Annotated in this window: 12 protein-coding genes; 2 read left to right on the forward strand and 10 right to left on the reverse strand. The window is 40.3% G+C overall.

Annotated elements, in window-relative coordinates; genetic code table 11:
- Positions 1-102 precede the first annotated feature (102 nt).
- Complete coding sequence (locus ACOB80_RS13290; RefSeq protein WP_473166332.1) at positions 103-1,443, forward strand: dicarboxylate/amino acid:cation symporter; 1,341 nt, start codon at positions 103-105, stop codon at positions 1,441-1,443.
- A 96-nt stretch (positions 1,444-1,539) separates the two neighbouring features.
- Here the strand turns inward: ACOB80_RS13290 and tmpT are convergent, their stop codons facing one another.
- The 3 genes from tmpT to ACOB80_RS13305 form a co-directional block, all read right to left on the reverse strand.
- Positions 1,540-2,190: a thiopurine S-methyltransferase gene (gene tmpT / locus ACOB80_RS13295; RefSeq protein ID WP_473166333.1), complete on the reverse strand. Its 651-nt coding sequence runs from the start codon at positions 2,188-2,190 to the stop codon at positions 1,540-1,542.
- A 34-nt stretch (positions 2,191-2,224) separates the two neighbouring features.
- Complete coding sequence (gene sohB / locus ACOB80_RS13300) at positions 2,225-3,274, reverse strand: protease SohB (protein ID WP_473166334.1); 1,050 nt, start codon at positions 3,272-3,274, stop codon at positions 2,225-2,227.
- A 110-nt stretch (positions 3,275-3,384) separates the two neighbouring features.
- A complete protein-coding gene (locus ACOB80_RS13305) occupies positions 3,385-5,793 on the reverse strand; it encodes a VolA/Pla-1 family phospholipase (protein WP_473166335.1) in 2,409 nt (802 codons plus the stop codon).
- A gap of 244 nt (positions 5,794-6,037) precedes the next feature.
- On the opposite strand from ACOB80_RS13305, the gene ACOB80_RS13310 reads away from it, so the two are divergent.
- On the forward strand, positions 6,038-6,778 hold the full coding sequence (locus tag ACOB80_RS13310) for a YciK family oxidoreductase (protein ID WP_473166336.1): 741 nt from the start codon (positions 6,038-6,040) through the stop codon (positions 6,776-6,778).
- Positions 6,779-6,853: 75 nt separating this feature from the next.
- Here the strand turns inward: ACOB80_RS13310 and fadD are convergent, their stop codons facing one another.
- The 7 genes from fadD to yoaA form a co-directional block, all read right to left on the reverse strand.
- The gene (gene fadD, locus ACOB80_RS13315; RefSeq protein WP_473166337.1) at positions 6,854-8,509 is read right to left on the reverse strand and encodes a long-chain-fatty-acid--CoA ligase FadD; all 1,656 of its coding nucleotides are present in this window, start codon (positions 8,507-8,509) and stop codon (positions 6,854-6,856) included.
- A 264-nt stretch (positions 8,510-8,773) separates the two neighbouring features.
- Positions 8,774-9,628: an alpha/beta fold hydrolase gene (locus ACOB80_RS13320; protein WP_473166338.1), complete on the reverse strand. Its 855-nt coding sequence runs from the start codon at positions 9,626-9,628 to the stop codon at positions 8,774-8,776.
- A complete protein-coding gene (locus ACOB80_RS13325) occupies positions 9,628-10,254 on the reverse strand; it encodes a Slp family lipoprotein (protein ID WP_473166339.1) in 627 nt (208 codons plus the stop codon). Before ACOB80_RS13325 ends, ACOB80_RS13320 begins: the two co-directional genes overlap by 1 nt.
- Before the next feature lie 14 nt (positions 10,255-10,268).
- The gene (locus tag ACOB80_RS13330; RefSeq protein ID WP_473166340.1) at positions 10,269-10,874 is read right to left on the reverse strand and encodes a M50 family metallopeptidase; all 606 of its coding nucleotides are present in this window, start codon (positions 10,872-10,874) and stop codon (positions 10,269-10,271) included.
- Positions 10,875-10,980: 106 nt separating this feature from the next.
- Positions 10,981-11,400, reverse strand: a complete 420-nt coding sequence (locus tag ACOB80_RS13335; RefSeq protein ID WP_473166341.1) for a hypothetical protein — start codon at positions 11,398-11,400, stop codon at positions 10,981-10,983.
- A 39-nt stretch (positions 11,401-11,439) separates the two neighbouring features.
- A complete protein-coding gene (tsaB, locus tag ACOB80_RS13340) occupies positions 11,440-12,129 on the reverse strand; it encodes a tRNA (adenosine(37)-N6)-threonylcarbamoyltransferase complex dimerization subunit type 1 TsaB (protein WP_473166342.1) in 690 nt (229 codons plus the stop codon).
- 5 nt (positions 12,130-12,134) lie between these two features.
- Positions 12,135-14,081, reverse strand: coding sequence for a DNA repair helicase YoaA (gene yoaA, locus ACOB80_RS13345; protein ID WP_473166343.1), 1,947 nt, complete (start codon positions 14,079-14,081; stop codon positions 12,135-12,137).
- Positions 14,082-14,125 lie beyond the last annotated feature (44 nt).

Raw genomic sequence — 14,125 nt, forward strand, 5'->3', positions numbered from 1 at the left:
ACTTATTTAAAAAGGATAAAGAATGGAGTTTTTAATCTTTGTGATTGCTGGTAATCTTTAGCAACCTGAACTACCTCTAACTAAAAATACAAAAGAATTAATATGACCACAGAAAAAAAACCACTCGGTCTCACCGCACGCATCGTCATAGGTATGTCGTTGGGTATATTTGTAGGTTTGCTCCTGCAAGTGTTAATGCCAAACGGTACAGATCTTGTTATTCCTTTAGGTTTATTTGACTTATCAATTCGCGGCCTATTTGTAGAAGGAATCTTTGAAGTTATCGGGCAAATATTCATCGCCAGTTTAAAAATGCTCGTTGTACCACTCGTTTTCGTTTCTTTAATTTGTGGTACTTGCTCTTTACAAGATACAACAAAACTTGGAAGAATCGGTGGAAAAGCAATCAGCCTTTACCTGTTAACTACCGCTATTGCGATTAGCTTTGCCATGTTTGCAGCCTTTATGATTGCGCCTGGCGAAGGTGTAAATATGTCTTCTGACACCACATTTGCAGCCAAAGAAGCCCCTTCGCTAGCACAAGTATTTATTCAAATGTTCCCAAGTAACCCGTTTGCCGCATTTGCTCAAGGCAACATGTTACAAGTTATTGTTTTTGCACTTTTATTTGGTATAGCCATTGCGCTATCGGGCGAATCAGGTAGCCGTATTGCTTCGCTTTTCGAAGACTTAAATGTCGTTATCATGCGCCTTGTCACAATTTTGATGAATCTTGCACCATACGGTGTATTTTGTTTGCTTGCTAAACTATTTACTGATTTAGAGCTGAGTACAATTAAAAACTTACTCGCTTATTTCGCAACCGTTTTCGGTGTTTTAGTCATTCATGGTTTACTAACCTACCCTGTTCTATTAAAAACACTAACAGGCTTAAACCCGATAAAATTCTTACGCAAAATGAACGATGCCATCATCTTTGCTTTCTCTACATCTAGCTCTAACGCGACGATTCCTGTCACCATGGAAACAGCGACGAAGAAAATGGGCATTAGAAACTCAATTGCATCTTTTACTGTGCCTTTAGGTGCCACAATCAACATGGATGGTACGGCCATCATGCAAGGGGTTGCAACCGTATTTATTGCACAAGTATTCAACGTTGATTTAACACTAACTGATTACTTGATGGTAATTTTAACCGCCACATTGGCTTCTATTGGAACTGCTGGTGTTCCAGGCGTAGGCTTAATTATGCTAGCCATGGTACTTGAACAAGTAGGCTTACCTGTTGAAGGTATCGCATTAATTATAGGTGTAGATAGGTTACTAGACATGACCAGAACTGCTGTAAACGTGACTGGCGATTGTATGGTGTCAACTGTCGTTGCTAAGTCAGAAGGTGAAATTGACGTTGACACTTTCAACGATGATTTAGCAGGTCAAAACATTGAAGAAATTGATTTTCACCACCTAAAAGATTAATTCTCTTAATTCTCAGAAAAAAGAAGGCGCTAATAGCGCCTTTTTTATTTGAGCAGAATCCGTCATTTACCTTATACAAATTTAATGCAGTTGTTACTACTCTTTCGCAATAACGTATAAGGTTTCTGTTAAATAGGTCACTGGTAAAGGACGCTGCGCAAATACTTTATCTTGATGAGAAAGCTCAGCAATCTTTTTTACATTATATCCATTAAACAGCTCTTCAACTTTGCCTTGCGTGATAGCAAAAGGAGGACCTTGGTGCTCGTGTTGAGGGAATTCAACCGATATCAGTAAAACTCTAGTGTTAAGTGCTAACAAGCCTTTCAAATGGTTAACATAGACTGCTTGCATGTTTTCAGGTAATGCTACGAGAGCTGCTCGATCATAAACCCAGTCAAACTGACCAATATGTTGATTGGTTAATTTAAAGAAGTCGCCTTGCCAGATTTCGATGTTAGCATTGCTATAGCAAGTAAATTCGTCAATTTTAGTTATATCTGCAGGTACTGTACTTTCGTCGAAGAATGCTGTGCAAGCGACTTCACTAAGCTCACTGCCAACAACGCTGCCAAAGTGAGCTAACCAAATAAGATCTTTTGATTTTCCACACAAAGGCACAAAAATACGGTTTTCTGTGCCTTTGAGTAGTTTAGTAAAATAGCTCTCTAAGAATGGGTGGTAGGCCTGTTGGTGAAAACCTATGTGGTTATTCTCCCAACATTGGTGCCAAAACTTTTTTTCCATGAATTTTATCTAGTTAGCATTTATCTATGAACTGCTAGCTCGGAAAAATACGGTTATGTTGCCAAACTTTGCTGATCATAGTATCAATAGACATAGAAGCAGCTTTTGATAACTTTTCCGCTAATCCTTTCTTAGTTGCATATTTGATGCCTAATACTTTAGACGATTTATTTGCTTGGCAGACATAGTCATCACTAGTCATTATCTCATCGATTAACTTTAGTTCGATCGCTTTTTTGCCTGACCAAGTTTCACCAGTGGCTACGGTTTCCATATCTAACACCTCACGATGCTCTTTAACGTGGTCCTTAAATAGGTCGTGCATGTCTTCTAATTCTTCTTTAAATTTTTCACGGCCTTTATCAGTGTTTTCACCAAACATTGTTAAAGTACGTTTATATTCACCTGCTGTTAGCTGCTCAAACTCTATGTCGTTTTTCTTCAACACTTTATTAAAGTTAGGCATTTGAGCAATAACACCAATAGAGCCTAAAATTGCAAACGGTGCTGCTATAATTTTGTCTGCGACGCAAGCCATCATATAGCCACCACTTGCCGCGACTTTATCTACTGCGATAGTTAAAGGAATTTTAGCTGCCTTCAAGCGCTCTAATTGCGATGCTGCTAAGCCATAACAATGAGCCATGCCACCAGCACTTTCTAATTTCACTAGTACTTCGTCTTTTTCTGTAGCAACAAGCAAAATAGCGGTAATTTCTTCCCTTAATGCCGAAACTTCTTTCGCATCTATACTGCCATTGAAATCTAAAACAAATAGTTTTCCTTGCTCTGATTCAGCACTAGCGTCTTCTTTAGCAGACTTTTTGTCTTCCTTTGCTTTTTCTTTTGCAATTTTTTTATCTTGCTTTTCTTTTTCTTTCCATTGCTCTTTAGAAAGCAAATGGTGGATCATTTCATCTTCCACATCTTGAAGTTGCTCGGAAATATCAGTTACTTCCAACTCCCCTCTCTTACTGCCTTGCTTCATTGCCGATGCGGCAATAATGGCAACAACGCCACCGAAAGCTAAAACAAAAGTAACTGCTTTGGCTAAAAACAGTCCATATTCGTATAAAAATTCCACGTAAACTCCCTGACTTTATCAGTATGATTCATTTAGAAATGGGGTCATAAAATCAAAAAAAAACCCTCAATTAAATATTGAGGGTTTTTATCTATTTGAACTAGCGTTCTTTATTTAATAACGTCAGGGTCATTAACTACGATAACTTGACCTTGCGTCGCAATAAAAGTAGCAATTTGCGTTTGCATTTCTAACGTTGCTCTTGCACTCAATTCAGGGTCAGGCGAAGCACCGTTAGCGCGAGGATCTAAAATTGAACCATGGTGACCATTCACATAACGAACGGCACCAGACGAACCTTGCGTTGTTTCGCTAACCGAAGGTAAACCTAGTAATGCAATTGCTGGCTCTGTGCCACCTAACGGTGTGAACGGAGCGGTATTAGTAACTACTTGATCTGGTAAGTTATCAACGCCATTACCTACAACTTCAATTAATAAAGTCGGCGTATTAGTTGCAGCATACTCTCCAACAAAACTCACAGGGTCACCAGAGTCTGTTACCGTTTGCGCAATCAAAGTAAATTCGGCAAATACACCATCTAATTCGGCTTGTTGCTCAGGGCTAAGTGAATCATAAAACTGCTCGTAAACAGCTGATAGTTCATCTTGGGTATAACCATCAGGATACATAGTATCTACTAGGTTTTTAAAGTCCTCAGAAGCTGAATAAGTTAAGTTTGATTTCGCCAATACTTCAAAAGCAGGCGACTCCATACCAAAGTTAGCTAACATTAAGCCTGGCATAGCTAAAACACTAGTGTTGAACTTAAATAATGGGTCAACTGCTGGCGCTAGCGGTGTATTTGCCAACGACACAGCATTCATACCGTAAATCGCACCTAAAGAGTGACCTATAAACTGAACATTAGAGCCATCTAGGTTAATTTGACTACCTTCAATGTCCGTACCCATCACATTATTCAAGCCCAAGCGCAAACCAACAATGTCGGCGGCACTTTGACGCGTGTTATCACGCATAGTCAACATTGAACCTAAATTCACATAGTGAAGTGTGTTAACCGTTGTTGCATTAATATCATCGGTGCCGTCACCGTCTAAATCAAAACCACGAGAGCCATGCAGAGGGTAATCAATAGCGGCAGTAGCAAAGCCGTTTACCGATAAAATACCAGTTAGGCCAAGCATAACCTCTTTTTGTGTGGTGATACCATGCTGAAGTACAACAACAGGCCAACCGTTTTCTGGCTCGGTCAGCGGTGGAAGATCTGGGTTCATTGATTTACGAACCATATTTGCCCAAGTTAAGTCCGGTGTTGTTATCTGAACCTCTAACGGCATCATAGTCGTCATTTTAGGCACTGGGTTGTACTTAGTAAGGTTTCTTTCAGTATCAATACCCAAATCACGTAAACCTGGTGCAGGCAAGTTATTGGCTGCTGAAATTGCCATACATTGCGCATCAGTTTCACTGATAGGCCCTTCAGGTATAGCGCCTGGGTTAGTCGCAGCTAAGCCTGCTAACATCGCACCAGAATCACATAAACCTGTCCACCATGAGTTTACTGGGGCAAACAAGTTGCTCGCGCTAGGAACACCCAAGTAGTAAGGCAAGCTGATACTGCCTTTCATATAGTTTGCCGCAGAATATAATGGTACAAGGTCTGGTGTAATTTGATCGGCAATAACATCAGCTACCGAAATTCCAGTATCTGCCACGCCAATTGAAGGCATACCCAACGGAAGTGTCGCCGCTAACAGACTTTTCGTAGAGTGAAGAACGTCTGTAGTTGACTGAGTTGTCATCGCCATTGTGTAAATAATTGAATCACTTTCTACACCAGCTTGAACAACGGCTCCTTCAAAGCTGTTGATGAGGCCTTGAAGTGCTAATTGAGATGCATCACCTAAAGGCATAGTTGAAATATCTTGGCGAACTAGTTCATAGGTTGTCGAACCTTTAAGAGGATTACCAAGGTTATCTTTAAGCTCATTAGTTAAAGCAAATAAGTAAGTTGTTTTTGGTTTAAGCGGCTTAAGTGGCACAAAAGCAATGTTATTGCCTGATTTTTGTGTGATAAAGTCTTGCCCGAATGTTAACTCACCCACCACTTTACAAGCTAAGCCTAAAGGCAGCGCTGCACAGGTACTATCGCTAGCATCACCGCCCATCACAGCTTCAAATACTCGTACAGAGCCAGGATTAAATACTGTGTCGCCATCTAGACTTCTGTTTGCCGGAAAATCTATATTTAGCACGAACGGTTGAACAGCCGACCAACCATCTAACGCACTAGCTGCAACAAAAGGATCTGAGCCATCTGTTGGGTCTACAACAGGGATTTCTAGCGTGCCATCTTTTGTTCCTTGGAAAACTAGATCATTTGGTACTGAAAGTCCGGCTATACCCGCTGCAGGATCAAACCTAACGCGAGCCGCTTCGACGATAACTGGGCCTGTTTCTTCGACGTTTTCTTTTACGTCTTTAATCGTTTCACTATCACACCCTGCCAAGCCTAAAGTGGTGGCAATTGCGATACTAAGAACTAGCTTTTTCATTATATCTCCCCATTGACTAGTCTTTTTTCTTGTTATTTTTGACGTGTAATTGTTGAAATCTTAGTTTGATTTTTAACAAGTTAGACCAGTTAAACTTAACTCAAGAATCAGCTTTTCGCTAGCGCTTTTTTCATTATTTGCAGATTAAACGATTAAATGGCTAGTGATTAAACAAGTTTTACTCGTTTTTAAAGTGTAGCCAAAGTAAAATACTCGGTAGCAATTTACTGATAAAAAAGTCTTTATGTTCGAGTATCAAATAAAAGAAAACGCACTGGCCGACAAAGTAATCTTAGTAACGGGGGCTGGTAGCGGAATTGGAAAGCAAGCAGCAAAAACTTACGCATCACTAGGTGCAACGGTAATTTTATTAGGGAAAACCGTTGATAAGCTAGAAGCTGTTTATGACGAAATTATTGCCGAGAATTATCCCGAGCCAGCGATTGTGCCCCTGGACCTTAAAGGCGCCACCGCGAAACACTATCAAGATATGGCGCAAACCATTGCCCAACAGTTTGGAAAATTAGACGGCGCTTTACTTAACGCGTCTATGTTAGGTGAACTTACACCTTATACTCATATTCATGAACAAATTTGGAACGATGTGATACAAGTGAATGTTACCGCTCAACATTTACTTACCCAAGCACTGATTCCAATTATGCTGTTAGCTGACAACGCTTCTTTGGTATTCACATCTTCTGGTGTTGGCAATAAAGGCCGTGCTTTCTGGGGTGCATACAGCGTATCGAAATTTGCAACAGAAGGCTTAATGGAAGTTATTGCCGATGAATATGACGAATCGTCGCTACGCGTTAATGCAATAAATCCTGGCGCAACGGCAACACCAATGCGTTCAAGAGCTTACCCAGGAGAAGATCAAAATACCATAGCCACGCCTGACCAGATAATGCCACTATATGTTTATTTGATGGCTGACGACAGCGTCGGCACTACAGGCAAGGTAATAAAAGCTCAAGGTTAGTCTCTAAAATTAAATTGACCAATAAAAAACGCCAGCTATTGCTGGCGTTTTTATTCTACTCGACTTTCTTACTGCTTACCTAAGCTCTCTTCTTAGTATCTTACCAACATTCGTTTTTGGTAATTCTTCTCGAACTTCGATGTGTTTAGGTACTTTGTAATTTGTTAATCCACTTTTACAATGAGTGATAATATCTTCTTTAGTTAAGTTTGGATCTTTCAATACGACAAATAACTTAACCTCTTCACCACTGATTTCATGTGGAATACCAATGGCTGCCGCTTCTAATATACCTTCATGGCTCACTGCCACTTCTTCAATTTCATTTGGAAATACGTTAAAGCCAGAAACAATGATCATATCTTTTTTGCGATCAACAATTCTAAAGTAACCGGTGTCATCCATAGTGGCGATATCACCAGTGGCTAACCAGCCATCCTTTAATATTTCATCGGTTGCTTCTTGACGATTGTAATAACCAGCCATAACTTGTGGGCCTTTCACCCATAATTCGCCAGCCTCATCAACACCAGCTTCACTGCCATCGTCTTTAACTATCTTGATGTCCGTAGACGGCGCAGGCAAACCAATGCTGCCGTTGTACTGCTCTTGATTATATGGACTTAACGTTACCAATGGGGCACATTCAGTTAAACCATAACCTTCTAGAAGACGTGTTTTCGTAACAGACTCCCACTTTTCGGCTACAGGGCGCTGAACCGCCATACCGCCACCTAAAGCAACTTTAAGGTAACTAAAGTCAATATCGGCAAAACCTGGCGTGTTTAACAACCCATTAAACAAGGTATTTACACCGGTAATTGCAGTAAATGGGTATTTATTTAACTCTTTAACAAAGCCCGGCATATCTCTAGGGTTAGTGATGAGTAAATTAGTACCACCTAAGGTAATAAAGGTTAAGCAGTTAGCTGTTAACGCAAAAATATGATAAAGCGGAAGCGCCGTAACAACGAGCTCTTTGCCTTCTTCTAACTGTGGCTTTATCACCGCTTTTGCTTGCTGTAAATTGGCAACCATGTTGCGATGAGTCAACATTGCACCTTTCGAGACCCCAGTTGTTCCACCGGTGTATTGTAAAAAGGCTAAATCATCACCGCTTAGCAAAACTGGTGTAAACGGTAGGCTGTTTCCAGTTGAAATAACTTTGTTAAAGCGGACGACATTTTTAAGTGAAAATGGCGGTACCATTTTCTTCACGTATTTAACCACGCTATTTACAATAGCGCCTTTGACTAAACCTAGACGGTCACCTAAAGAAGTAAGCACGACGTGTTCTACCGGCGTGTTATCGATAACCTTTTCCAACGTATGGGCAAAGTTTTCAATAATTAGCATTGCTTTAGTGCCAGAGTCATTTAATTGATGCTCAAGCTCTCTGGCAGTGTAAAGCGGGTTTACGTTAACGACTGTTAAACCAGCCAACAATGCGCCGAATAACGCCACAGGATACTGCAAACAATTAGGCACCATGATGGCAAACTTATCACCTTTCTTTAATCCTAATTCTTGCTGACAATAGGCTGCAAATGCTTTTGCTTGTTGTTCAAGTTCCGCAAATGATATTTCTGCGCCCATGCTGATAAACGCGGTGCGATTAGCATAAATACCAACGTATTTATTAAACATTTCGACCAATGACGCATATTTGTCCGGATCTATTTCGTGAGGAACACCGGGTGGGTAACTTTTTTCAAGCCAGATCTTTTGCACTATTATTCTCCCCTGTCTTTTGCAACTTTAACTCTAGTCATTTTTATAAATTATTCTAGCCGTGCTTTATGATAATCCTAACATTTTGTCAGATTTATTATTCTAAAATGAAAGCTTCACTGCACGAGATGACTATTATGTTTAAAGTTATATTAAACAATGACAACTTTTAAACACATGTTTGAATGATGCAAGTTTTACTTTAATACTGGTCTAATGTCTATAACTTTCTTGAGCCATCTAGTGAATATTGAATATTCACATTCAGTTTGCTGTATTTATAAACAACCTAATTTGCTTTGCTGTTTCCTCTGGTTGCTCCATATGCACATGATGACCACCAGATAAGGAGTACTCTGTTAAATTTTGATAAAAACGTGCAAACGCTGCTCGCCCTTCGTTCACCATATCTACCCCTTTATCTCCATAAATGTGCAAACATGGAACACGAATGTCGGAAATTAACTGCTTTGCTTGACCGAACGTTAGGCGATAAGGAGAAACATTTCTCAAACGGCTATCTGCTCGCCAAGTAAAACCACCTTCTATCCCTTCTAATCCGCGTTCGCACAGAAGTTTTGCTTCCGAGTATTGTAAATCAGAGACTTGCATTCTGGCGCTAATAGCTGAGTCGATATCAGCATGAATCGGTTTACGCTTAACATGTTGAATACGACGAGTTTCCATGCCTTTTCGCAACTGCTGGGTCGTTTTTTCTTCTTCTTGGCAAATAAAGCCCAATGTATCTATTAATACCAAGCGTTTTACTTTTTCAGGAAATGCAGCACTAAATGCCGACGCTACCATGCCGCCCATCGAGTGAGCAACAATTGTCACAGACTGCCATTGCTGTGTTTCAATCAACGAAAGTAAGTCGTATACGTAGTCAAAAAAATGGTAGTGTGCATCGTCGCCACGATGATCTGAATGGCCATGCCCTGGCCAATCGACAGCAATACAGTAGTTATCGTGTAACAAAGGAAGCAAAGGAGTAAAGCTAGCTGCGTTATCTAGCCAACCATGTAAAAACAGTATTGGCGAGTTATTTGTCTCCCCTACCGTCAAACCCGAAATAAGACTACCGTCTACTTCAGCTGAAAACTCTTTCAAATCAGCCACTATTTAATGACACCTGATTTTGGCGACGATTTAGGCGCTGATGTAGACGATGATGTCGTTTTCACTTTTGTGGTGCTTCTTACTGGGTAAACAGGATACCTATACGGGTATCCGTTGTAAAAATAAGATGGGTGATGCCAGAAAGGGTTAGCGTCTATTCGTACATCCACTTCATGAATTGTTTTCCATAAATGGACGTAACTTGCCTGTAATGTTGGAAAAACATAAGGGTGCTCACCTATTTTTCCAGCTTCTGCTTTACCTGTTTCCCCTAACACGGTAATGCTCTTACCTTTTTTATACACCATAGGATCTAAAAAACCCGGATAATAAATGATAAAGCGTCCAGCAGTGTTTTCCGATACATTTGGTCGCCCTGTTGACTTTGCATCAAAATAAACCACTTCAATTTTAGTGTTTTCCGATAGATTCTTAACGCTTGCAATTACGCCAGCCCACCTAGCCTTGCGGCCTTGTTGAACAGCTGTTTGTTCTGTTAACGGGCGGTATTCTGCTAAATTAACGTTATCTTCTACACGCAGCTTTTCAGGTAAAGAAGTACAGCCAATAAGTAATAAAGATAAAGAGCATACGGAAATGAGCGGCTTAGAAAATAACTGTTTCATTGAACATCCTATGATTAAGAAATCTTATTTTTATAGCTAGGCTGAGCATATTGGGTCAAAAATCGTAAAGCAAATAAAGCAATGCCTAGCCAAATAATGACCCAAACTATTTCTGGAATAAAAGTTAACTGTGCCAGTGCCGCGCCATCACCGATAGCCTGCCTATCCAATAAGGCTAATGGACTTAATAAACTATTTAGCAATACAGTGGCACCAATTACTTTAACAATCCACTGATCCAACTGATTATTTTTAAAATAAATTAACACTAAAAATATCGCTAGTAATACCGAAAGAATAACAAAGGTTAAGAGATCTTTACTCCAAAAGACCAAACTAGATAACAATAAAGTACTGATAGTTATTAATACAATTCTTGCAGCTTTATCGTTTATGCACGCACAATAAATGGCGGTGCCCCATAAAGTCGCGCCAAAGTACCCCGAAAAAGCGATAATCGCAGACATTCCACCGTGCACAGTGCAAAGCCCTGCACCATTGATAAATAATTCAATAGATACAACATTACCACCCGTTAGCAACGCTGCTAGTCCGTGGCTTATTTCATGAAAATAAGTTTCTAGCCAATTAAAAGGGATAGATATAAACGGAGTATTCATTAATACAACAGATAGAAACAACACTATCCAAAGTTGATATCTGGAAAAAAATGAAACGGAATTACTTGCAGGTAACGTCATTGTTTAAAAAGCAAATAGTGAATAATTAAGCGTATAGGTCAACGCCGAATGATTGCTTAATGGCTTCCCGTTGAGGAATATAATCTACATTTTGATAGGCGGAAATCGCTGTTTGATTTCTCGCACTGGGTTGGTCGTATTCTGCACTTTGCTGGCTAGATGATTGCGAGTTATTCTCAGGTTGAGCTTGCAAGCTATTTTGTTGCGTTTGACTTTCTTGTGCCTGACTCTGCTGCTCAAATTCAGCGATAGCTTGTTCGTTAACGTCAAAACGTTCTTGCCTTTGCTGCTCAATATTTTGAGATTGCGTATTTTGCTGTTCCCTTGCTTCTGACCTTTCACGAACGATCAACTGTTCGCCCTGTTGATTAGTACGCAACTGCGTATCAACAGAGAGCGACGGGCTAGATTGTGGCGTATACGCCGTGGAACTATTTACTTGCATACCTTAACCATAACAAAAAAACAGCAATTTCTCCAAGAATTATTCTCTGCCAGGCAGCTTCTTCCACGAAACTGTATCGCGAACATAGGTGGGTTGAGCATTTTCAGCGGTAACCGTTTCACCTGCCTCGAATAGTGGCATGGCAATAGTTAACATATCAACAGCATCGGGCAATTCGATGGTTACCTCTGCCTGATTAGTTCTCAATGCAAGCAATTCATCATTATATGCGTGCCATCCTGTACCAACACCGAATGAAGCTTCAGAAACATATTCAGCTAAATTTTGAGGTGGAATTACGCGCTCTTCACCAACCAATTGCATAATGTTTTGTGCATCAAGCTGATATTGCCCTTGGTAAATTTCAGACATGCGAGCGTCAATACAAGCAATTGCATTTGTTTGTTGTTGTTTTCTATATGCTTGTTGTGCCAATGCTTGCAATGTAGATACACCTACTAATGGTAGATTAGCAGAGTACCCAAGCCCCTGAGCCACACCAATTCCTATGCGTACGCCGGTAAAGCTACCCGGACCTCTACCAAAAACAAGGCCATCTAATTGGTTTAATTTACAACCTGCTTCCTTTAGTAGTTTATCTACCATAGGTAAAAGCAAGGTACTATGAGATTGAGGACACACATCAAAGTCTTGAAAAGTATTACCTTGCCACAATAAAGCAGCAGAGCATGCTTCTGTTGAAGCATCTATCGCTAAATAGTTTGCCATATTTGTTAAGTTTCCTGATGAGAGCTCGTCTCATGACTATGTAAATCGGTTAAAAATTGTTGCGCTTTGGCAATGTCTCTGGTGCGCCTCATATCAGGTAAGCTTTTTAAAAAAACTTCGCCGTATGGACGGTTCACCAATCTATCGTCGCATATTACCATGACTCCCTGATCGGTTACATCACGAATCAGTCGTCCTACCCCTTGCTTTAAGGTAATAACGGCATCTGGGAGCTGAATTTGACTAAAAGGATCTTGCCCTTGACGCTTTACATCTTCGCACCTTGCTTGTAATAAAGGTTCGTCTGGTGAAGCAAATGGTAATTTGTCGATGATGACACAAGTTAGTTTCTTACCTCTAACATCAACGCCTTCCCAAAAACTAGCAGTTGCTAAAAGCACAGCGTCTTTTTGTTGGACGAAATCATCTAACATCGTTCGCTTAGCCATTCGTCCTTGCACCAATAAAGGATTATCTAACTCTTCTGCCAAAATATCGGCAACTTGATTGAGCATTCTGTAACTAGTAAACAGTAAAAAGCACGCTCCCCCACTCGCTTGAATCAGCGGGACAGCTAAATTAGCGATAGCAGCAGCTCGTTCAGGACTGTTTGCTTGCGGTAAATAACGAGGAATAACAAGTTGTGATTGATTAAGGTAATCGAAAGGACTATCCAACATAAGCGAGTCAGCGTTTTTTAACCCTAACAATTGGGTAAAGTGATTAAACCCACCATCAACAGCTAAAGTAGCGGAGGTAAATATCCATCCTGCATCGCGACTGCTCATGTGTTGCTGAAATTTATCTGCTACGCTAAGCGGCGTTAAGTGCAATACCACGTGCTGGCGAGTGGTTTCATACCAAAAGCTCATTCCAAATGACTCGGTATTTGCCATCATGTCATATTTTGCCAGTATGTTAACCAACCTATCAAAGCAATTATCTATCGCTTCGCTTCTTGAAAGACACAATTTTATGACTTGATATAAAAAATCTAGATCTGTTTTTAACTGTTCAAAGACTTTTTTAAACCGTATTAATTGTAATTTCTCTCGCCAATTACCACGCTCTGGATCATGGTTGAACGCCAGTCTAAATTCTTGTGCAGTTTTTTGGACTTTTTCACAAGCTTTGCCCAATTGTTTTACATCTTGCAGACTGGTTCGATATAACTGCAGAACATCGCTTGTCAATTCTGTGACTTGGCGCGTAGAAAAAGCATCGCCAAAATATTCACTGGCAACATCTGGAATTTGGTGTGCTTCGTCAAATATAACGACATCAGCTTGCGGAATTAACTCGCCAAAGCCAGTGTCTTTCAACGCCATATCGGCAAAAAACAAATGGTGATTTACCACAACGACATCTGCTTCAATGGCCTTTTTTCGGGCGTTAACTAAATAACAATCGTCAATGTTAGGGCAGTCTTTGGCTAAGCAGTTATCGACAGTGCTGGTCACATAAGGATAAATTCCCGAATCGTCAGCAACATCAGTTAATTCACCAATATCGCCAGTTTTAGTTTGCGTCGACCAAGACTGGATTTTAACAAAGTCTGCAAGCATTTGGGCGTCAAGCTGGCCTCTTTCTTGTTGATAAAGTGCTAAACGATATAAACACAAATAATTAGCTCGACCTTTAAGCAACACGATTTTTGCACCTGAGGCGATATTTTGCTTGAGCAACGGCATATCTTTATGAAAAAGTTGCTCTTGCAGATTCTTAGTCCCAGTAGAGACAATGACTTTTTTCTCTGACAACAAAGCAGGAATTAGATAGGCGAACGTTTTTCCTGTGCCCGTACCCGCTTCCACAACTAAGCTTCCTTGATTTGAAATGGCTTTATCTACAGCTAGCGCCATGTCTATTTGAGGTTGACGGGGTGAGTAATGTTCTACAGTACTCGCTAAAATTCCGCTTTCAGAAAATGCGTGTTCTACTGAGTTTGACATGGATAATTTTATTAGGAAAAGTGGCGCTAGTATATCTTCATGGA

This window comes from Thalassotalea coralli, from assembly GCF_055786205.1.